Annotated in this window: 19 protein-coding genes; 5 read left to right on the forward strand and 14 right to left on the reverse strand. The window is 63.3% G+C overall.

All coding sequences use genetic code 11. The features are described from left to right. Positions 1–48: 48 nt before the first annotated feature. From K675_RS0123125 to K675_RS0123150, 6 genes are read right to left on the reverse strand one after another with little or no spacing between them, the layout of a single operon-like run. Complete coding sequence (locus K675_RS0123125) at positions 49–1,584, reverse strand: ABC transporter substrate-binding protein (protein WP_017905844.1); 1,536 nt, start codon at positions 1,582–1,584, stop codon at positions 49–51. Further along, entirely contained in the window at positions 1,581–2,594 is a 1,014-nt protein-coding gene (locus K675_RS0123130) for an ABC transporter ATP-binding protein (protein ID WP_017905845.1), read from the reverse strand. The genes K675_RS0123125 and K675_RS0123130 overlap by 4 nt, the downstream gene beginning before the upstream one ends. Continuing rightward, complete coding sequence (locus K675_RS0123135) at positions 2,591–3,574, reverse strand: ABC transporter ATP-binding protein (RefSeq protein ID WP_017905846.1); 984 nt, start codon at positions 3,572–3,574, stop codon at positions 2,591–2,593. The genes K675_RS0123130 and K675_RS0123135 overlap by 4 nt, the downstream gene beginning before the upstream one ends. After that, the gene (locus K675_RS0123140; RefSeq protein ID WP_017905847.1) at positions 3,571–4,428 is read right to left on the reverse strand and encodes an ABC transporter permease; all 858 of its coding nucleotides are present in this window, start codon (positions 4,426–4,428) and stop codon (positions 3,571–3,573) included. Before K675_RS0123140 ends, K675_RS0123135 begins: the two co-directional genes overlap by 4 nt. Next, the gene (locus K675_RS0123145; RefSeq protein WP_017905848.1) at positions 4,425–5,372 is read right to left on the reverse strand and encodes an ABC transporter permease; all 948 of its coding nucleotides are present in this window, start codon (positions 5,370–5,372) and stop codon (positions 4,425–4,427) included. The genes K675_RS0123140 and K675_RS0123145 overlap by 4 nt, the downstream gene beginning before the upstream one ends. Continuing rightward, the gene (locus tag K675_RS0123150; RefSeq protein ID WP_017905849.1) at positions 5,369–6,262 is read right to left on the reverse strand and encodes a proline iminopeptidase-family hydrolase; all 894 of its coding nucleotides are present in this window, start codon (positions 6,260–6,262) and stop codon (positions 5,369–5,371) included. Before K675_RS0123150 ends, K675_RS0123145 begins: the two co-directional genes overlap by 4 nt. 170 nt (positions 6,263–6,432) lie before the next feature. Here K675_RS0123150 and K675_RS0123155 point away from each other — a divergent pair, with 170 nt between their 5' ends. From K675_RS0123155 to K675_RS0123170, 4 genes are all read left to right on the forward strand, one after another. After that, complete coding sequence (locus K675_RS0123155) at positions 6,433–7,197, forward strand: LuxR family transcriptional regulator (protein ID WP_017905850.1); 765 nt, start codon at positions 6,433–6,435, stop codon at positions 7,195–7,197. Positions 7,198–7,286: 89 nt separating this feature from the next. Continuing rightward, positions 7,287–8,186 (forward strand): proline iminopeptidase-family hydrolase, encoded by a 900-nt coding sequence (locus tag K675_RS0123160; protein ID WP_017905851.1) that lies wholly within the window; start codon positions 7,287–7,289, stop codon positions 8,184–8,186. A 213-nt stretch (positions 8,187–8,399) separates the two neighbouring features. Further along, entirely contained in the window at positions 8,400–9,467 is a 1,068-nt protein-coding gene (locus K675_RS0123165; RefSeq protein ID WP_017905852.1) for a phosphotransferase family protein, read from the forward strand. A 24-nt stretch (positions 9,468–9,491) separates the two neighbouring features. Then, complete coding sequence (locus K675_RS0123170) at positions 9,492–10,259, forward strand: SDR family oxidoreductase (protein WP_017905853.1); 768 nt, start codon at positions 9,492–9,494, stop codon at positions 10,257–10,259. Between the two features lie 115 nt (positions 10,260–10,374). On the opposite strand, the gene K675_RS0123175 is transcribed toward K675_RS0123170, so the two are convergent. From K675_RS0123175 to K675_RS0123185, 3 genes are all read right to left on the reverse strand, one after another. Then, positions 10,375–11,385 (reverse strand): ABC transporter substrate-binding protein, encoded by a 1,011-nt coding sequence (locus tag K675_RS0123175; protein WP_017905854.1) that lies wholly within the window; start codon positions 11,383–11,385, stop codon positions 10,375–10,377. Positions 11,386–11,487: 102 nt separating this feature from the next. Beyond that, positions 11,488–11,691, reverse strand: coding sequence for a hypothetical protein (locus K675_RS0123180; protein ID WP_017905855.1), 204 nt, complete (start codon positions 11,689–11,691; stop codon positions 11,488–11,490). Continuing rightward, entirely contained in the window at positions 11,688–12,158 is a 471-nt protein-coding gene (locus tag K675_RS0123185) for a hypothetical protein (RefSeq protein WP_080635385.1), read from the reverse strand. The genes K675_RS0123180 and K675_RS0123185 overlap by 4 nt, the downstream gene beginning before the upstream one ends. Positions 12,159–12,680: 522 nt before the next feature. Here K675_RS0123185 and K675_RS0123190 point away from each other — a divergent pair. Further along, on the forward strand, positions 12,681–13,094 hold the full coding sequence (locus K675_RS0123190) for a hypothetical protein (protein WP_157383975.1): 414 nt from the start codon (positions 12,681–12,683) through the stop codon (positions 13,092–13,094). Positions 13,095–13,124: 30 nt separating this feature from the next. Here the strand turns inward: K675_RS0123190 and K675_RS0123195 are convergent, their stop codons facing one another. From K675_RS0123195 to K675_RS0123215, 5 genes are all read right to left on the reverse strand, one after another. Next, on the reverse strand, positions 13,125–14,654 hold the full coding sequence (locus K675_RS0123195; RefSeq protein WP_080635386.1) for a methyl-accepting chemotaxis protein: 1,530 nt from the start codon (positions 14,652–14,654) through the stop codon (positions 13,125–13,127). Positions 14,655–15,048: 394 nt separating this feature from the next. Beyond that, a complete protein-coding gene (locus tag K675_RS0123200) occupies positions 15,049–15,453 on the reverse strand; it encodes a TraR/DksA family transcriptional regulator (RefSeq protein WP_017905859.1) in 405 nt (134 codons plus the stop codon). A 354-nt stretch (positions 15,454–15,807) separates the two neighbouring features. After that, positions 15,808–17,514: an AMP-binding protein gene (locus K675_RS0123205; RefSeq protein WP_017905860.1), complete on the reverse strand. Its 1,707-nt coding sequence runs from the start codon at positions 17,512–17,514 to the stop codon at positions 15,808–15,810. A gap of 21 nt (positions 17,515–17,535) precedes the next feature. After that, positions 17,536–18,834 (reverse strand): acetyl-CoA C-acetyltransferase, encoded by a 1,299-nt coding sequence (locus tag K675_RS0123210; protein ID WP_017905861.1) that lies wholly within the window; start codon positions 18,832–18,834, stop codon positions 17,536–17,538. A 203-nt stretch (positions 18,835–19,037) separates the two neighbouring features. Continuing rightward, positions 19,038–19,821 (reverse strand): MaoC family dehydratase (locus K675_RS0123215; protein WP_017905862.1); only part of this gene is annotated, 784 nt, incomplete at its 5' end.

Genomic DNA, 19,821 nt, shown 5'->3' on the forward strand with positions numbered 1-19,821 from the left:
AAAAGCCAGGGATTTCCCTGGCTTTTGCGTTTCATCCAAGCTCGCCGATCAGTTGCTGGCGACCTTGTCGTCCTTCTTCACCGTCTCTTCCAACGAGAAACGCCCCAGCGGGTTCTGCTGGAAGTGCTCGATGTTCTTGCGCGAGATGTTGATGTAGGGACTGTAGTACAGGTCGATCCAGTTGACGTCGGCCTTGGCCATCTTCTGCAGGTCGACGTACATCTGCTGACGCTTGGCCGGGTCGCTCTCGATACGCGCCGCCGCCACCAGTTCCTTGACCTTCTCGTTGCGGTAGCCGGTCATGTAGTTGTTGTTGGTGTCGTGACCGAGGACGAAGGTGGTCTTCTGGTCGGCGTCGAGGATGTCGTTGGTCCAGTACATCACCGACAGGTCATAGGCGCCGTCGATCAGCATCTGCCAGCTCTGGGTCGGGTCGACCTTCTGCAGGTTGGCGGTGACGCCGACCTTGGCCAGTTGCTGCTGGACCATGACCGCGATCTGCTCGTCGGCCTCGTTGCCGGCGTTGACCACGTAGTTGAGCTTGAGGTCCTTGGCGCCCGCCTCGGCCAGCAGTTTCTTCGCCTTCTCGGGATCATACGGACGCTGCAGGTTGTCCGCGTAATGATACTGGCCGCCCTTGGGAATGTAGGAATAGGCCACGGTGCCCTTGCCGAAGGTCACGGTATTGACCAGCGACTTCTTGTCGATCGCGTAGTCCAGTGCTTCACGCACCTGCTGCTTGGCCAGCTCGCCATGGGCGTGGTTGATCAGCAGGTGGTCTTCACGGGTCGACGGGTCGAGGTGCACCACCAGGTTCTTGTCCTTCTGCAGGGCATCGACCCGCGAGAACGGTACGAAGATCGCCGAGTCCAGCTCACCGGCCTGGACTTTCAGCATGCGCGTGTTGTCATCGGGGATGGAGATCCACTCCACGCCGTCGAGGCTGACGCTGCCGGCCTGCCAGAAGTCCGGGTTCTTCTCCAGTACCACGCGGTCGCCGCGGATCCACTCCTTGACAGTGAAGGCACCGGATACCACCGGCTTCTCGGCATAGGCATCCTCGCCCATCTTCTCGATAGCCTTCTGCGACAGCACCGAGGCGGTCGGCGAAGCCAGCTGCGACACGAATGGCATGGACGGGGTCTTGAGGGTCACCACCAGGGTTTGTGGGTCCTTGGCTTCGGCCTTGTCGATCAGCTTGAAGGAGTCGCTCCACAGCGAAGCCTTGTTGTCACGGATACGCAGCAGGCTGAAGGCCGCATCGCTGGCGGTGATCGGCGAACCGTCGGAGAACTTCGCCGCGCGCAGCTTGAAGGTATAGGCCAGGCCATCCGGCGAGACCGACCAGGACTCCGCCAGGCCCGGCTGCAGCTCGACGCCAGCCTTGTCGACCCGCACCAGGGTGTCATAGACGTTGGCGAATACCCAGGTATCGCGGTTTTGCGCACTCTTGATCGGGTCGAAGGTGGTGCTGTCTTCCCGGCAACCGATGGTCAGCACGCCCGCGGCCTGTGCCACGCCCGCCGCCAGCGAGCAGACAGCCAGGGTGGCCGCGCTCAACAGTTTGAAGTGCCTGGATCTCATGCGTATAACTCCCTGTTAATCGATGTGGGGTTTGGGGTTTGCGACAGCGGTTGCTCGATCACGCAGCTGTAGCGCTGGTGCTCGAGCTGATGGGTCGGCGGCTGGGCCTCGGCACACACCGGCCGGGCCTGGCGGCAGCGCGGATGAAAGGCGCAGCCACTCGGGGCTTGCAGGGGACTCGGCGGCTCGCCGGGCAAGGGGTCGACGGGCAGGCGGCGCTCGGGGTCGATGTCGGGGATCGAGTCGATCAACGCCGCCGTATACGGATGCCGCGGCGCACCAAACACCGCCTCGACGCTGCCCTCCTCGACGATCTGGCCCAGGTACATCACCGCGACCCGGTCGCACAGGCGCCGGACGATTGCCAGGTCATGGGCGATGAACAGGATCGACAGGTTCAGGCGCTGACGCAGCTCCAGCAACAGGTTGACGATCTGCCCCTGGATCGACACGTCGAGTGCTGCCACGCATTCATCGGCGACGATCAGCCGCGGCTCCACCGCCAGGGCCCGGGCGATGCCGACCCGCTGGCACTGTCCACCGCTGAGACTGCCCGGCTTGCGCCCGGCCAGCTCGGGACGCAGGCCGACCAGGGTCAGCAACTCCTCGACTCGCGCGGCAATCCGCTCGGGCGCCACCTTGCGCTGGACCCGCAGGACTTCGGCCAGTGTCTGGCCAATGCTCAGCCGCGGATTGAGTGCGGCATAAGGATCCTGAAAGATCATGGCGGTCTCGCGGCGCAGTCGCTCCAGCTCGATGCCGCGCCCCTGGGCAACGTCCACGCCCTCGAACAGGACCTGGCCCGCCGCAATGTCGTTGAGCCGCAGGATCGCCCGGCCCAGGCTGCTCTTGCCGCTGCCGGACTCGCCAACCAGCCCCAGGGTCTCACCCGCGGCCAAGGTCAGCGAGACACCGTTGACCGCCCTCACCCATTGCCGCTTGAGGCCCAGCAGGCCACGGCCCTGGGCGGCAAAGTGCACATGCAGGTCCCTGACTTCGAGCAGACTCATGGCTGGCCTCCGGACAACGGGTAATGACAGGCCACTCGCTGCCCCTGTCCGACAGCCCGCAGGTCCGGCAGGACCTCACGGCAACTGGCCCCCTGGGACTGGCAGCGTGGGTTGAAACGGCAGCCCGATGGCAGGTCGGCAAGCAGCGGTGGCTGGCCGCCAATGGTCCTCAGCGGCTCCTGGCTGGCACCGCCGGCCGGCTGGCAGGCCACCAGCCCCGCGGTGTAGGGGTGCCGTGGCCGCGCCAGCAACTCCTGCTTGCGCCCATGTTCGCAGAGCCGGCCGGCATACATCACGGCGATCGTGTCGCAAGTCTGCGCGACCACGCCCAGGTCGTGGGTGATCATGATCAACGACAGGCCACGCTGGTCACGCAGATCGAGCAGCAGACGCAGGATCTGCGCCTGCACCGTCACATCGAGGGCCGTGGTCGGCTCGTCGGCGATCAGCACCCTGGGCTCGCAGCCCAGTGCCACGGCGATCATCGCCCGCTGGCGCATGCCGCCGGAGAATTCGTGGGGGTAATTGTCGACCCGCCGCTGCGGGTCGGGGATCCCCACCTGGCGCAACACTTCGATTGCCTGGGCCCGGGCCTCACGGCGCGAGCACTGCTGGTGCTGGCGGATGCCTTCGCCGATCTGCTCGCCGATGCGCATCAAGGGATCGAGATGGCTACTGGGATTCTGGAACACCATGCCGATCTGCCGACCGCGCATGGCGCGCATGCCTTTCTCGTCCAGCGCCAGCAGGTTCTGCCCGGCCAGGCGTACAGCGGTCCCCTCGATGCTCAGGCTGTTCGAAGGCAACAGACGCATCAGGGCCCGACAGGCCATGGTCTTGCCCGAGCCGCTTTCACCGACCAGGCCGAGGATTTCACCTTCGGCCAGGTCGAAGGACAGTCGATCGACCAGGGTCAGCGGCGTTGTGCCGTCATGCGCCACCACACTGAGGTCCCGCACCTGCAACACCGGCGAACTCATGTGCGCTCCCCCATGGCTTCGGCGACACCATCGGCCAACAGGCTGAAGCCCATGGCCAGGGTGACGATGGCAATCCCCGGAAACGTACAGATCCACCAGGCACTGGTGATCAGGCTCTGCCCTTCGGCGACCATGGTGCCCCACTCCGCGGTTGGCGGCTGCACGCCCAGCCCCAGATAACTCACCGCCGCACCGTTGAGCAGTACCAGTACCGCATCGGACATGGCGAACACCACCGAGCTGAACAATGCGTTGGGCAGCAGGTGCCGAAACAGGATGCGCCCATGGCCGAACCCCAGGCTCCTGGCGGCCAGGGCGAAGTCACTGTGCTTGAGAATCAGGATCTGCGAGCGGATCAGTCGCGCATAGGACACCCACCCAACCAGGGCCATGGCGATGTAGAAGCTGGTCAGGCCAGGGCCGAGAATGGCCATGATCGCCAGCATCAGCACCAGGAACGGAAAGGCCAGGACGATATCGATCAGGCGCATGCAGACGGTATCGAAGCGGCCCCCGATGTATCCGCACAGGGCACCGACCACGGTGCCGATCAGGAACGGGAAGATCACTCCGAGTACCGCCAGTTGCAGGTCGACCCGGGCGCCCCAGATCACCCGGGACAGCACGTCCCGGCCAAAATGGTCGGTACCGAACCAATGCGCTGCGCTCGGCGCCAGCAGGCGCACATCGGTGTTCTGCAGGATCGGATCGTAGGGCGCGATCCAGGGGGCGAAGATCGCCAGCAACAGCCAGCCACCGAGAATACCCAGCCCAAGGACCATCGCCAGGCGGCCGTTGCCCAGCCGCAGGCCGAGAACGCTGCGCCGCAGGCCGATCGCCTGTGCGCCACTCATTGGACTTTCACTCGCGGATCGATTGCCACAGTCGCCACGTCGGCCAGGAAATTGACCGCTACCGTCGCCAGGGCCAGCACCATCGCTACCCCCTGGACCACCATGTAGTCACGCCCGAAGATGCCACGCACCAGCAATTGGCCGATACCCGGAATGGCGAACAGGCTTTCGATCACCACCGTGCTGCTGATCAGCCAGCCGATGTTCACCGCCAGCAGGTTGACCGTCGGCACCAGGGAGTTGGGCAGCACGTGCCGCCGCAGGATCGCCGCCTCTGAAAGGCCGCGCGCCCGGGCCGCGGTGACATGATCGGCCTGCAGCTCGGCCAGCATGCTCGCGCGCAGGTTGCGGACCAGTACCGAGGACAGGGCCAGGGCGATGGTCAGGCACGGCAAGGTCAGGTGATGCAGCTTGTCCAGCCAGGTACGTCCATAGCCGGTCACCGGGAACCAGCCCAGTTGCACGCTGAACACCAGGATCAGCATGATTCCCAGCCAGAACGCCGGCACCCCGAGGCCACTGGTGGTGAACACCCGTACCAGGTTGTCGACCCAGCCTCCCTTGTGCCGCGCCGCCAGGGTTGCCAGCGGGATGGCGATCAACAGCGCGAGCACGACGCTACCCAGTACCAGGGTCAGTGTCGGCTCGATGCGGGTGGCGATCAGCTTCAGCGTATCGACCCGGTACTGGATCGACTGTCCCAGGTCGCCCTGCAGCAGGTTCTTGAGGAAATAGAAGTACTGCAGTGGCAGTGGCTGGTCGAGACCGAATTGTGCCCGGACATTGGCCAGTGCCTCAGGTGTGGTGCGCGACCCCAGCAACGCCCGCGCCGGATCCCCGGGAATCGAGCGGATCAGCACGAAGGTCACCAGGCTGATGCCGAACAACACCGGCAACAGTTGCAGGGGCCGGGTCAGGATGAAGCGGTAGCGCTGCAGATTCATGCAGCGCCCCGATGACGCCGCAGGAAGTCGAGCAGGACCGGGAAGTAGGCCTGGGGCTCCTCGTAGAACGGCATGTGGCTGCTGTTGGGGAACACGTGCAGTTCGACGTCCCTGAGCGAACGTTTCATTCGATAGGCGCAGGCCGGAGTGAGTTCGTCATGCTGGCCGGTGGTGATCAGGACCGGCATTTCGAAGGCTTTCATCTCCTCGATGCGGTTCCAGTCCTTGAGATTGCCGATGTACAGGAACTCGTTGGGCCCCTGCATGGTTTCATAGGGCCCCATGTTCCAGTCGCCCAGGGAGCGCTGTACCGGGGCGGGCCATTCGTCGAGACGGCAGACATGGCGATAGTTGAGCAAGGTGATCGCCGCCTGATACTGCGGGTGGTCGAATCGGCCCTCGGCCTCGTGGCGCTGCATCATGGCAACGGTCTCGCTGCCCAGGGCGCCGCGCAGGCGCTCCAGTTCCAGGGTCAGGTGCGGGATATCGCCGACGGTGTTTTCCAGAACCAGGGACTTGAGATGCTGCGGGTGGTGAATGGCATACTCGATTGCCAGCCAGCCGCCCCAGGAATGGCCGAGCAAGTGTACCCGGCCCAGTTCCAGTGCCTGGCGCACATGCTCCACTTCGGCGACGTAGCGGGTGATATCCCACAGCGCCGGATCGGTCGGACGGTCGGAGGCGCCCGTGCCCAACTGGTCGAAGGCCACTACCCGCAAGCCCTTTTCCTTCAGCCAGCCATGGGCGTCACGCAGGTAATCGCATGGCAGCCCGGGGCCCCCGTTGAGGCACAGCAGCACTTCATCACCGCTGCCAAAGCTGTAGGCCACTATGTTGTGACCATCGACTTCAAGGGTGTAACGCTGATCCGGTTCCAACTCGTACCACATTGCCGCTCTCCCTGTTAGCAGACCTTGTGGCCTGTCGGCTTCACCCTAGCGGGGAATTTCCGAGCCCATAAGCTAGCAATTCTTATAGGTTTGGTCTGGCTGTCCCTCGCCGAGGCGTGGCATTCTACTTGCTTGATTTCAGGATTGAAATTTATTCAGGAGAAGAACGGATGCAGACCAAATTCGCCGAGGTCGATCCCCGCCGTCTGTCCGGCAGCACAATGGATGAGCTGATGGACAACGCCATGGTCCTGGCGGGCAACCTGGGGTTCGATGCCCTGGTCTACGACTACACGCCAGTGCCTACGGATCACGAGGGTACCCTGATTACCCCCTCGCTGCTCAAGGTTCGCAATACGCCGTCGGACTGGCATTCGCTCTGGTGCGAACAGGGTTTCTACCAGATAGACCCCGTGCAGCACCTGGCCTTGAACAGCACCTCCCCCTTCGTCTGGTCCTATCAGCCCAAGGCTGAGACCGCCCTGCAGAAGGTCATCGACCAACGTCACTCGCCCGTGACCAGCTACCTGCAGGACCGGCAGATGACCTGTGGCGTGAGCGTCCCGATTCACCTGCCCAAGGGGGGATTCGCCTCGTTGACGGGGTTACGTACAGGCAACAGCAAATATGTCCTAAAGGACGCCCAGCAGAGCCTGACAGAGTTCAGCGTCATTTCCCACGCACTCCAGGAAGCGGCCTACCCATTGTTCAGTCCTGAAATGCGCGCCTACCCGCACATCCACCTGACCCGACGCGAGCGTGAATGCCTGCAATGGGCCGCCGAAGGCCTCACCGCCAAGGAAATCGCCGAACAATTGCACCGTTCGCTGGCCACCGTCACCCTGCACCTGGCCTCGGCCATGCACAAACTGGGGGCAAAGAACCGCGTGCAGGCGGTGCTGCGCGCCGTGCATTACCGGCTACTGGACAGCTGAACCGGCAAAACCTAGCAATTCACCTAGTTATGCCTGCCTGACAGTTTCGCTATTGTTCCCGGCATCGTGCACACAGGGAGCTTGGCGAGATGGAATTCAAGGATGTACAGGAAGGTTTTGCGAACTTCGGCCCTTACCAGACCTGGTACCGCGTCACCGGAGACCTGGCCAGTGGTCGTACGCCCCTGGTGATCCTCCATGGGGGCCCGGGCTGCACTCACGATTATGTCGACGCCTTCAAGGATATCGCCGCCAGCGGTCATGCGGTGGTGCACTACGATCAACTGGGCAATGGCAAGTCCACCCACTTGCCCGACCAGGACCCTTCGTTCTGGACCGTCCAGCTGTTTCTCGACGAACTGGACAACCTGCTTGACCACTTGGGTATTGGCCAGCACTACGTACTGCTCGGCCAATCCTGGGGGGGCATGCTCGCCAGTGAACATGCGGTTCGTCAGCCGGCCGGGCTCAAGGCGCTGATCCTGGCCAACTCGCCCTCCTGCATGCGCACCTGGGTCAGCGAAGCCAACCGCCTGCGCGAGCAACTGCCGTCTGCCGTCCAGCAGGCGCTGCTCAAGCACGAGCAGGCCGGGACCTACAGCGACCCGGAATACATCGAGGCCTCGCGGGTGTTCTATGACCGCCACGTCTGCCGCATCAGTCCATGGCCCGAAGAAGTGGCGCGCACCTTCGCCCAGGTCGACGCCGACCCGACCGTCTACCACACCATGAGCGGTCCGACCGAGTTCCACGTGATCGGTTCGCTGAAGGACTGGACGATCATCGACCGGCTGCACCTCGTGCAAGTGCCGACCCTGGTCATCTCCGGCCGCCACGACGAGGCGACCGAAGCCGTGGTCAAACCCTACATCGAAAAGATCGCCGGTGCCCGTTGGGCGCTGTTCGAGGACTCCAGCCACATGCCCCACGTCGAAGAGCGCCAGGCCTGCATGGGCACCGTACTGCAATTCCTCGACGAAAGCCTCTAGACCGCTACTTCCCGCCCTTCCCTTCGAGAACTGCCCGGTCTGATTCAGACCGGGCTTTTTTCGGCTACGCTGCATCCCGCCTCACGCATCAGGAACGCTGATCATCCTGCAACACCCAGACCTATAAGGCCCGGTCAGGCTTGTGACCGACGCAGGACGAGCATTAGATTAGCCAATGATCTCTGGCCTCCAGAATAAGCAGAAGGGATAAGCATGGCGCTTACTGACCAGTCCACTCAAATCCGTGCCGGTGAAGAACTCGACACCGCGCTGATCGATCCGTACCTCAAGGCGCATATTCCAGGCCTCAGTGGCCAGCCCAGCATCAGCCAATTCCCCGGTGGTGCCTCGAACCTGACCTACCTGATCCAGTACCCCGGGCAGGAATTCGTCCTGCGGCGCCCGCCGTTCGGCAGCAAGGCCAAGTCGGCCCACGACATGGGCCGTGAATTCCGCATTCTCAACCAACTCAGGGATGGCTTCCCGTACTGCCCGAAAGCCTACGTGCACTGCACCGACGAGAGCCTGATCGGCTCGGAGTTCTACGTCATGGAGCGGGTCAAGGGGATCATCCTGCGCTCCGAGCTGCCACCGGAACTGGGCCTGGACGCCACCCGTACCGAAGCCCTGTGCAAGAGCTTCATCGATCGCCTGGTCGAGCTGCATCGCGTCGACTACAACGCCTGCGGCCTGGCAGACCTGGGCAAGCCCGAAGGTTATGTCGAGCGCCAGATCCGCGGCTGGAGCGAGCGTTATGAAAAGGCCCTGACCCCGGATGCGCCAAGCTGGGAAGCGGTCAAGGCCTGGCTGAACGACAAGATGCCAGCCGATCATCCAACCTCGAGCATCGTGCATAACGACTACCGCTTCGACAACGTGATCCTCGATCCCGAAAACCCGATGCAGATCATCGGCGTGCTTGACTGGGAACTGACCACCCTCGGCAACCCGCTGATGGACCTGGGCAACACCCTCGCCTACTGGATCCAGGCCGACGACCCGGCACCGGTGCAGTTGATGCGCCGTCAGCCCAGCCACGCACCGGGCATGCTCACCCGCCGCCAGTTCGTCGACTACTACGCCGAGCGTGCGGGCCTGTCGATCGACAACTTCGACTTCTACTACACCTACGGCCTGTTCCGCCTGGCCGGCATCGTGCAGCAGATCTATTACCGCTTCTTCCACGGCCAGACCCAGGACAAACGCTTTGCGCAGTTCATTCACATGAACAAGCTGCTGGAGCAGATGAGCCTGCAGGTCATCCAGAAATCCAGCCTCTGATCGCGACTACAAGAAGGAAAAACCATGTCCAAGACTCAGTTGTTCGACCTCGACGGCAAGATCGCCTTCGTTTCCGGAGCCAGCCGCGGTATCGGTGAAGCCATCGCCCGCCTGCTGGCCCAGCAGGGTGCCCACGTGATCGTGTCCAGCCGCAAGATCGAGGGTTGCCAGCAGGTGGCCGACGCGATCATTGCCGACGGCGGCAAGGCCACGGCCATCGCCTGCCACATCGGCGAGATGGAACAGATCAGCCAGGTCTTCGCCGGTATCCGCGAACAGTTCGGGCGCCTGGACATTCTGGTCAACAACGCGGCGACCAACCCGCAATTCTGCAACGTACTGGATACCGACCTGGGCGCCTTCCAGAAGACCGTCGACGTGAACATCCGCGGCTATTTCTTCATGTCGGTCGAAGCCGGCAAGCTGATGCGCGAGCACGGCGGTGGCAGCATCATCAACGTGGCCTCGATCAACGGCGTCACCCCGGGCATCTTCCAGGGCATCTACTCGGTGACCAAGGCGGCAGTGATCAACATGACCAAGGTCTTCGCCAAGGAGTGCGCGCAGTTCGGCATCCGCTGCAACGCCTTGCTGCCGGGCCTGACCGACACCAAGTTCGCCTCGGCACTGGTCAAGAACGACGCGATCCTCAAGACCGCCCTGCAGCAGATCCCGCTCAAGCGCGTGGCCGACCCGAGCGAAATGGCCGGCACCGTGCTGTACCTGGCCAGCGACGCTTCCAGCTACACCACGGGCGTGGCACTGAACGTCGACGGTGGTTTCCTTTCCTGAAGAGGGAAACCTGTGTATCACCGGGAGCTGGCTTGCCAGCGAAGGCGCCAGCACTGGCAGCAAGGATTGAGGCCTCTTCACGGGACCGCGCTCCCACAGATGCGGGAGGCACGTTCTAGAGGCTGGCCGCGACCTTCTGCGCCACGTCCGCCGGCACCCAGGTCTTCCAGACCTGCGGATGGTCCTTGAGAAACGCCTTCGCCACCTGGTCCGGCGGCAGGCGCTCCTCGCTCATCTTTGCCAGGGCCCGGTTCAACAGGTCGATCGGCAGGTCGACCTTGGCGAAGAACTCCACCACTTGCGGATGTTGCTGCCGGAACGGGGCCGACACGCCGATACTCAGCTTCGAAGCCAGCGAACGGCTCGGCCTGGGGGCAGGATTGTCAGCGTCGGTCAGGGTCTTCCAGGCTTCGGCATCGAATGCCGGCTCCTGCAGTTGCACCAGCTTGAACTTGCCCAGCAACGGCGTCGGCGACCAGTAGTAGAACAGGACCGGCTTGCCGCGCCGAATCGCCGAGGTGATTTCGGCATCCAGCGCTGCACCCGAGCCACTGCGGAAATTCACGTAGCTGTCACTCAAGCCGTAGGCCTTGAGCTTCTGCCTGTTGACGATCTCGGAGGTCCAGCCGATCGGGCTGTTGAGAAAGCGGCCCTTGTCAGGCGACTCCGGATCCTGGAACACCGCCTTGTAGCGCTTGAGATCCTCGACACTGCGCAGGTCAGGCGCCAGGGGCTCGATACCCCGTTCGGGGTCGCCCTTGATCACATACTCCGGCACCCACCAGCCCTCGGTCGCGCCCCTGACGGTATCCCCCACCGCCACGACTTCACCCGCCGCCTCGGCCTTGACCCACACCGGGCTGCGCCCGGCCCATTCCTCGCCGATCACCTGGATGTCGTTCCGGGCCAGCGCCGTTTCCAGGGTCACGGTAGTGCCTGGCAGCGTGTCCGTCGGCAACCCGTAGCCCTTCTCGACGATATGCCGCAACAATTCGGTGATCAGGCTGCCACTTTCCCAGTTCAGGTCGGCAAAGTGGATCGGTACCGTGGCGCGGGCCGGAAGTGTCGCGAAGGTCACGCTCAATACCGCCAGGGCGCCGGCGAACAGCGCACGAATTCCTTTCATGGTCTACCTCGGTCAGGGGTCACCTTCGACGTGCTGCCGAAAGTCTCTGAATTAATCAGTCAACTGACTTTAGTAGAGGTTCCTCGACCGTTACGCCGCGACTCAATCGGTATCGTGCGTCTGAAGTTGCTGCAACTCGCGCCGGACCATACTGGCGTATTCGGCCGGAGCCATTGCATAGAGCTGTGAGGCGACCCATGGCAGCCAGGCGCCCTGCAACTCGCCCTTGCGTTCGAACAGGCGCAAGGCATCGCGGCGGGCCTGCTCCAGATGTTGCCGATGAAACCCCGCCCTGCCACCACTCACTGTTCGCTGGCCTTGAAGCTCAGCTCGCCCTTGCGCCACTTCGCGGCCTTCCGGGTGGCATCCTTGAGGGTCTTGGTCAGGCCTTCCTGCAACTGCTCATTGGCCGCGAACACCATCACCACGGTATGACCTTCCTTGAACACAATGCCGTGGCCCTGTTCAGACGTGACATAGGCGTAATCACCCAGTCCATAGACCGTCAGCTTGATTTCGCGAAACTTGATATCGAACTTTCCACCTTCGCGGCTAGGCAGTACCGCGGCGCGGAAATGATCGCCTACTTTCAGTTCCAGGCGCTGTTTGTCATCGACGACCATGGCCGCTTCCGTATCGATTTCAGCGATATAGATGCCTTCGGCGGTTTGTTCGGTGATGTAGACGAAACGTGATTGAAACTGCCTGACCAGTTTTGCCCGCAGGTCGCCCAGTACGAACAATGCGTGCATATCCAGATTACTGACTGCCAACGAAAAGCCCTCAAACCCAAAAATGAAGCCGCCCAGCGGGGAGCAGGCAGCGCAAGACATTCGGTCATTGCCGACGGTTACTCACTGGAACCCCTGATGACTGCTTGTCGACCCCGCGCAGGTCGCGTGAAAAGACACAGAGAGACTAATGGATCAAAAGCCCCGTTACTTCTGCGAATACTCACCAGGGTGTGCAGGAAAACACCGCATATCGCTGACGCCAGCCAGTGGGACAGTGAAGTTACGGAGATTACCTTTTGAAAAAGCGCAGTTTCCGACGTGCAAGTTGAAAGTCCCCCAGAACAACAATCGGGGGGCACGACATCGATTTTAAAACACGTCGCCCCGTCACTGCCAATCAAACCACCGTCAAGTGGTATCAGACAAGACAAAAAGTACTGCTCGATGGCCTTCCTGGCAATCCCTTGAGGCAGCCAACCGGCCGATGTTCAGCGAATGCCCGCTCAAGCCCCCGGTAACGGCGCCGATACACAGGCAGGCATTCATTGAACGGAGTCCATGATGATCAGCCTGAACCCACTCGCGATCCCCATGCCTTCGCTGCCCCGTCGCGGCGACGAAACCGAGGAGGCAGCGCCGGTCCTTTCGATTCGCGCCCTGCCGGGCGAGAATGCAGACAGCGATTCAGGCACCTCGGCTGCCGGTAACAGCCTGGCCGGCAACGAACTGGCGGCGAAAAACCGCATCAAGCAACTGAAGAAACAGATCGAGCAATTGCAACAGAAACTGCGGCGGGCCAACGCGCGTCTGGCGGCACTGAAAAAGGCCCGCTACCGCACCGAAGAGGCACGCAATGCGGCCATCCAGCCGGCTCGGGCCGAGGTCATGGCGCTCAACAGCGCGTTGAGCGGTGTCGACATTGCGCTGTTCATGGCGCAGAAACTGCTGGCCGGGATGGTCAACGCCACCGTGTGACCGCACCGCTGCGGCCGGCGACAGGCGGGATCACCCCTGCGGGGCGCTTTCCGGCCTGTAGCCCAGGCGCAAACCACCCCAGTGCCGCCCCTTGACCATGATCGGCACCGAAAGGTCATGCATGAGTTCGCCGGTATCGCGGGTATAGGTCTGCAACAGCACCGGTTGCTGATGGCTGCCACAGCGGATACCGGTGCGGTCATCGAACTTGCGCTTGGTGCGGTTCTGCAGGGCATCCTTGGCCGTATCCCCGGTCAACGGCTGGGAAAATGCCTGGTTGTGGGTCGGCACGTAGCCTTGCGGGGTGCAGGCGATGGCGAACACCAGGCCCTCGTGGCGGCTCAGCAGCGGTTCCTGGATGGCCGGCAGGACCTGGTCGGTATAACGGTCGAAACGGGTCTGGTACTTGGTCGGCGAAGTGTTGGCGATTGGCTGGTAGTTGCGATCGAACAGATCGTCGAGGCTGATGCGGTTCTGCTCGATATCGGCCTCGAAGCGGGCGGCGATCTGTCCGGCCCCCTCACGCGCCAGATCATAGGCACGCTGGTGATAGTCGTCCAGGCCGACCTCGGCCAGGCGTTCACTGATGGTCTCGGCCTGCCCTTCCATCTGCACTGCCGCCTCGGCCAGCCGCCGGGTCTGCTGGTCGCTGACCGACAGGTCGCCGCGCATCTGTTCCACGGCACTGAACAGGCTGCTCAACTGCTCACGGTTGTTCTGTGCGCCCTGGGCGATTTCGTTGACCTGACTTTCCACCCCCGCCGCCAACTGCGCGATATTCTCCAGTTGCAGTCCGGTCTGCTCGACCTGCTCGACACCACTCTCGAGGTCCACCGACAGCTGCTGGATCTGCTCCACCACCTGCGCCGTGCGTTGCTGGATATCGGCCACCATCACCCCGACCTCGTCGGTGGCCGCGGCGGTCCGCCCGGCCAGACCGCGCACCTCGTCGGCCACCACGGCAAAACCGCGGCCGTGCTCGCCGGCACGGGCCGCCTCGATGGCAGCGTTGAGGGCCAGAAGGTTGGTCTGGCTGGCGATCGCCTGGATCACCAGGGTCACCCGCTGGATTTCCTCGCTGCGCTGGCTCAGGGCCTCGATCAGTTGTCGGCTGGACGCGGCGCGCTGGCTGAGCTGGTGCATGCGACTGATCGACTCCGACAGCACCGCATGCCCTTCGGCACTGCTCTGCCGCGCCTGGCTGGCCGAGCCAAGCGCCTGCTGGCTGAGCTGCGAAGTGGCCTGCTCGGTGTCGATCACCCGTTCGGCGCTACTGACGATCCGCGCCGCGGCATCGAGTTGCGATTGCAGCTTGCCGGCCAGTTGTTTGACCGCGAAGGCCACGCCAGCGGCGGACAAGGCGTTATGACTGGTAGCATACGACAGGTCGCGGGTCAGTTGGCCCAGCGCATCGCCCTCGGTCTGAACCGCTGCGGGTACCGGGCGAGAGCGCAACAGCGGCAACCAGGCCAGCAGCAGCGCCAACGGCAGGCAGACGCCCAGCGGCCAGTTGGCATAGGCCATGGCCGACCACAGCAGCGCCAGCCCGATGCTCTGCATCAGCGGCACCGCCAGCGCGGGGACGGCTTCGACTGCGCCTCCAATGGCGCGAAAACCCCGGACAGAATTCCTTCTCCAGACATAGGCGTTCCCCACTTTCGGCTTCTAGTTATTTTCCTGCATTAAACGCCATCACAAAGCCATTATCCATGGTCCATTAGTTGTAATCGGCAAAGGGAAAATAACCAGAATGCCGAGCGGCGCTGGAGAACGTGAGAGGGTCCGGGGCGACGCCGCAGGCACTGTCGAGCGGATGAGGCAGGATTCTGCCCGCCATACCCGCGCGGCGAGTTGCTCGCAGCCGATCATGTCGGGGCGTCGGGTATGGCGTATATGGGGCCTTGCATCGGGGCACGTTGGCGCCCCGAGGAGCCCACTGGCATCAGGAGGCCGATCAGGCCTGGCGCTGATGCTTGTCGATCTGCTCGTGACGCTCCTGCGCCTCGATGCAATACTTGGTCGTCGGGCTGATCAGCAGGCGCTTGAGGCCTATCGGATCGCCACTGTCGTCACACCAGCCAAAGGAGTCGTCGCGAATGCGGTCCAAGGCCTGTTCCAGCTGCGGCAGCATGCGCTGGTCGCGGTCGATCGCGTTCACCAGCCAAGTGCGCTCTTCTTCCACGGATGCGGCATCGGCCGGGTCTGCCGGGGTATCGAGGCTTTCGATAGCCATACGGTTCTGCTCGATACGCTCGTGGGTTTCGACTTTCATGGCTTGCAACAGTTCGGTGAAGAAAGCCAGTTGCTCGGCGTTCATGTAGTCGTCCGCCGGCATGGCCAGCAACTTTTCCTTTGTCATTGATTTCTCTATAGAAAATACGTGCATTAAGGCGAATCAGGGAGCGTTCTGGGCACCTGAGGGGATGCACAGAAAGGCGCCGTCCATTCCAAGCGCCACCCGGCACTCAATTTACGAGGGGCGGCAGTCTAAGGCCGAGTTATCGAGTCAGCAACAGAAATGACAGCAAAATCGTTCGATCGCCCCGCACAGGCGTGAGGAAGCCCTGTATACGGGGGTTATCGGAGTGCGTTTATAACAAGAAATTCCCTCGGCTGCCTGTATCCGGGAGACGGACGGCAGTGCCCAAAGGGCCAGGAGTGGCAGGTGGCCGCGCCCCAGGCCCACCGAACCCGCGCGCGGCCTCGATCGACGCTACTCGCGCAAGGCCCGGCGCAGCACCTTGCCCACTGTGGTCTTGGGCAGTTCCTCGACCCGGAACTCGACGATCCTCGGCACCTTGTACCCGGTCAGGTACTCCCGGCAGTGCGCCAGCAACTGCATTTCGGTCAGCCCCGGATCACGCCGCACGACGAAGATCTTCACCCGCTCGCCGGTCACCTGGTCCGGCACACCGATCGCCGCCACCTCGGCCACCCCGGGATGCAATGCCACCACATCCTCGATCTCGTTGGGATACACGTTGAAGCCCGATACCAGGATCATATCCTTCTTGCGATCCACCAGGCGGATGAAGCCCTGCTCGTTCATCACGCCGATATCCCCGGTCGACAGCCAGCCCTCATCGTCGAGCACCTTGGCCGTCTCGTCCGGCCGCTTCCAGTAGCCCTTCATCACCTGCGGCCCACGCACCTGCAACTCGCCCTCCTCGCCGATTTCCGCCAGCGAGCCATCCTCCCGGGCAAAACGTACCCAGGTCGACGGCAACGGTACGCCGATGGTGCCGGTGAACTCGCCTTCGCGCATGCGCTTGATATCGATCGGGCTGATACTCACCACCGGCGAACACTCGGTCAGCCCATAACCCTCGATGATCGGCACGCCGGTCACCTCCTGCCAGCGCCGAGCCACGGCGGTGTGGGTGGCCATGCCGCCGGCGATCGCCAGTTTCAGGTCGGAGAAGTCCCGGGCGCGGAACTCGTCGTTTTCCAGCAGGCCATTGAACAGTGTGTTGACCCCGACGATGCCGCTGAACTTCTCCTTGCGCAGGATCATCTGCACCCGCTTGACGTCACGCGGGTTGGCGATGAGGATGTTGCGCCCCCCCAGGCACATGAACATCAGGCAGTTCACCGTCAGCGACAACACGTGATACAACGGCAACAGGGTGACGTTGGTTTCCTGCCGGTTCTCGTCGAGCTGGTCGCCGACCCAGGCCTTGGCCTGCATCAAGTTGGCGAGGATGTTGCGGTGGGTGAGCATCGCGCCCTTGGCATCGCCGGTGGTGCCGCCGGTGTATTGCAGAAAGGCGATATCGCCATGAGCCAGCTTCACCGGCTGGGCCTTCAGGTTCCGGGCCTGCTTCATCATCGTCGGGAAACGGATCGAACCTGGCAGATTGAAACGCGGCACCTGCTTCTGCACATGGCGCAGGACGAAGTTCAGCGCCGCCCCCTTGATGGTCCCGACCAGGTCACCGATGGCCGCCACCACGATGTTTTTCAGCGAACTGCCGTCCATCGCCTGTTCCAGGGTATGGGCGAAGTTCTCGAAGATCACCAGGGTCTCGGCACCGCTGTCCTTGAGCAGGTGCTTGAGCTCACGGGCGGTATAGAGCGGGTTGACGTTGACCACCACGGCACCGGCCAGCAGGGTGCCGAACAGGCAGATCGGGTACTGCAGGCAGTTGGGCATCATCAGGGCCACGCGATCGCCCTTCTTCACTCCTCGCGACTGCAACCAGGCGGTGAAGGCAAATACCCGGCGTTCCCATTCGTCATACCCCATCTCGGTGCCGATGCTGACGTAGGCCACCCGCTGGCGGTATTTCTCCACGTGTTCAAGGAATACCTCGCGCAACGACGGGTAACGGTCGATCTCGCTCTCGACATCCGCCGGCACGCCGGGATGGTAGGCCTTCACCCAGACACGTTCGGTACTCTGCAGACTCGCGACACTCATGGCAGTCTCCTTGTTGTTGTTTTATTTTTCGACGATCGCCGTCACACCCAGGCCGCCGGCGGCGCACACGGAAATCAGCCCGCGACCGCCACCGCGCTGGTCGATGGCCTTGGCCAGGCTGGCCAGCAACCTGCCACCGGTGGCCGCGAACGGGTGCCCGCAGCCGAGCGAGCCGCCGTTGACGTTGAGCTTGCTGCGGTCGATGCTCCCCAGCGGAGCCGGCAGCCCCAGCCGCTCACGACAATAGTCGGCATCCTCCCAGGCCTTGAGCGTGCACAGCACCTGCGCGGCGAAGGCCTCATGGATCTCGTAGAAATCGAAATCCTGCAGGCTCAGGCCTTCGCGAGCGAGCATGCGTGGCACGGCGTAGGCCGGGGCCATCAGCAAGCCTTCACTGCCGTCGACGAAGTTCACCGCTGCCGTCTCGCCGGTGCGCAGATAGGCCAGCACCGGCAGGTTGTGCGCCGCCGCCCATTCCTCGCTGGCCAGCAGCACCACCGAGGCGCCATCGGTCAGCGGCGTCGAGTTGCCGGCCGTGAGGGTACCGTTGCGCTTGTCGTAGGCCGGGCCCAGCCCGGCAAGTTTCTCCAGGCTGGTGTCGGCGCGCAGGTTGTTGTCGCGCTTGAGCCCACGATACGGCGTGATCAGGTCGTCGAAGAACCCGCGCTGATAGGCCGCGTTCAGCGACTGGTGACTGCTCATCGCCAGTTCGTCCTGGGCCAGACGCTTGATCTGCCAACGCTTGGCCATCTCCTCGCAGTGCTCGCCCATGGACAGCCCGGTGCGCGGCTCGCCGTTGCGCGGCAGCAACGGCTTGAAGAACATCGACGGGCGGATGCCGAGCAGACTGCGCAGCTTGCCCAGGGTGTCCTTGCTGCGGTTGGCCTCGAGCAGGGTCCGGCGCAGCGACTCGTTGATGCCGATGGGCGCATCGGAGGTGGTGTCGGAACCGCCGGCGACTCCGACCTCGATCTGCCCCAAGGCGATCTTGTTGGCGACCAGCAATGCCGCCTCCAGGCCCGTGCCACAGGCCTGCTGGATGTCATAGGCCGGGGTTTCCGGCGACAGCGTGGTGGACAGCAGTGTCTCGCGAGCGAGATTGAAGTCCCGTGAATGCTTGATCACCGCCCCTGCGGCGAACTCGCCCAGCCGCTGGCCCTGCAGGCCAAAACGGTCGACCAGCCCTTGCAGGGCAGCCGCCAGCAGATCCTGGTTGCTGTCATGGGAATACACCGTATTGGAACGGGCAAAGGGAATCCGGTTGCCGCCGAGAATGGCGACCCGTCTTGCCGGAGCCGGGGTGAAGCTGTAGTCGGTCATGCAAAGTTTCCTTCCATACGCATGACCTGCAGGTGCGGCACCTGTGGCGAGTGGGCTTGCCCACGCTCGACTGCGAAGCAGTCGTAAATCTGAATTCACGTCAAATCAGACAGACCGTGACATTCGGTTTCAGGATGGCCTCGCCATCCAGCGCGGGCAAGCCCGCTCGCCACAGAACCCGCCCTGCAGGTTGTGCGGTGTGTTCAAGTGAGCGTGAGCACCCCACGCATGTGCGGCTTGTCTCCGGCCGCCGTGCGCACTTCAAAGGCCTGGTTTGATTCGCTGGACGGCACCTTCCACAAGGTTGCACTGCCGGGCAGGAACATCGGCAGCTTGAACTCACAGTCGAGTCCCGCCGCGTCCAGCGCGCGGGGCGGCTGCTGCGCGGCCAAGGCCCGGCCAAGGGTCCACATGCCATGGGCGATCGGGCGCTTGAAGCCGAACAGCCGTGCGCCCGGCCACGAGGTATGGATCGGATTGTGATCCCCCGACACCTTGGCGAAACGCCGTCCGAGGTCCGCCGCCAGCGACCAACGCTGGGTTCGGACCAGCGCCTGCTCATCGAGCTCCAACTCACCCTGCCAGGGCTCGCCGACCGGCGCGGCGACACCACGACGCAGGTACAGGCTCTCGCTCTCCCAGGCGAGGCTGCCCTCGCCATGGGCCTGGCTGACGATCAGCAGCGCCTGCCCCTTGGGGTGCGCCACCCAGCGTTCGCAATGCACCTGCAGGCGCAACGCCTGGCCCTCGTGCAGCCGCCGGTACTGGCGGATCCGGTTGGCCAGGTGCACCATGCCGCTGGCCGGCCAGGGAAACGCCGGGCTGGTCAGCAATAGCAGGTGCAGCGGAAACGCCAGGGTGTGGACGAAGGACATCGGCACGCCGTGTTCGCGGCGAAAGCCACAGGCACGGGCGTAACGCTCGATATCCGCCGCCCGCAGTTCCACGGCCGGCCGTACCAGCCGCTCCTGCGGCAGGCGCGGCACA

The organism is Pseudomonas fuscovaginae SE-1 (assembly GCF_000364705.1).
In the GTDB taxonomy this organism is placed as follows: Bacteria; Pseudomonadota; Gammaproteobacteria; order Pseudomonadales; family Pseudomonadaceae; genus Aquipseudomonas; species Aquipseudomonas fuscovaginae_A.

Coding starts and splice junctions, on each gene's coding strand:
- K675_RS0123125 (WP_017905844.1), bottom strand. CDS start 1,584: ATGAGATCCAGGCACTTCAAACTGTTGAGCGCGGCCACCCTGGCTGTC.
- K675_RS0123130 (WP_017905845.1), bottom strand. CDS start 2,594: ATGAGTCTGCTCGAAGTCAGGGACCTGCATGTGCACTTTGCCGCCCAG.
- K675_RS0123135 (WP_017905846.1), bottom strand. CDS start 3,574: ATGAGTTCGCCGGTGTTGCAGGTGCGGGACCTCAGTGTGGTGGCGCAT.
- K675_RS0123140 (WP_017905847.1), bottom strand. CDS start 4,428: ATGAGTGGCGCACAGGCGATCGGCCTGCGGCGCAGCGTTCTCGGCCTG.
- K675_RS0123145 (WP_017905848.1), bottom strand. CDS start 5,372: ATGAATCTGCAGCGCTACCGCTTCATCCTGACCCGGCCCCTGCAACTG.
- K675_RS0123150 (WP_017905849.1), bottom strand. CDS start 6,262: ATGTGGTACGAGTTGGAACCGGATCAGCGTTACACCCTTGAAGTCGAT.
- K675_RS0123155 (WP_017905850.1), top strand. CDS start 6,433: ATGCAGACCAAATTCGCCGAGGTCGATCCCCGCCGTCTGTCCGGCAGC.
- K675_RS0123160 (WP_017905851.1), top strand. CDS start 7,287: ATGGAATTCAAGGATGTACAGGAAGGTTTTGCGAACTTCGGCCCTTAC.
- K675_RS0123165 (WP_017905852.1), top strand. CDS start 8,400: ATGGCGCTTACTGACCAGTCCACTCAAATCCGTGCCGGTGAAGAACTC.
- K675_RS0123170 (WP_017905853.1), top strand. CDS start 9,492: ATGTCCAAGACTCAGTTGTTCGACCTCGACGGCAAGATCGCCTTCGTT.
- K675_RS0123175 (WP_017905854.1), bottom strand. CDS start 11,385: ATGAAAGGAATTCGTGCGCTGTTCGCCGGCGCCCTGGCGGTATTGAGC.
- K675_RS0123190 (WP_157383975.1), top strand. CDS start 12,681: ATGATCAGCCTGAACCCACTCGCGATCCCCATGCCTTCGCTGCCCCGT.
- K675_RS0123195 (WP_080635386.1), bottom strand. CDS start 14,654: ATGCAGAGCATCGGGCTGGCGCTGCTGTGGTCGGCCATGGCCTATGCC.
- K675_RS0123200 (WP_017905859.1), bottom strand. CDS start 15,453: ATGACAAAGGAAAAGTTGCTGGCCATGCCGGCGGACGACTACATGAAC.
- K675_RS0123205 (WP_017905860.1), bottom strand. CDS start 17,514: ATGAGTGTCGCGAGTCTGCAGAGTACCGAACGTGTCTGGGTGAAGGCC.
- K675_RS0123210 (WP_017905861.1), bottom strand. CDS start 18,834: ATGACCGACTACAGCTTCACCCCGGCTCCGGCAAGACGGGTCGCCATT.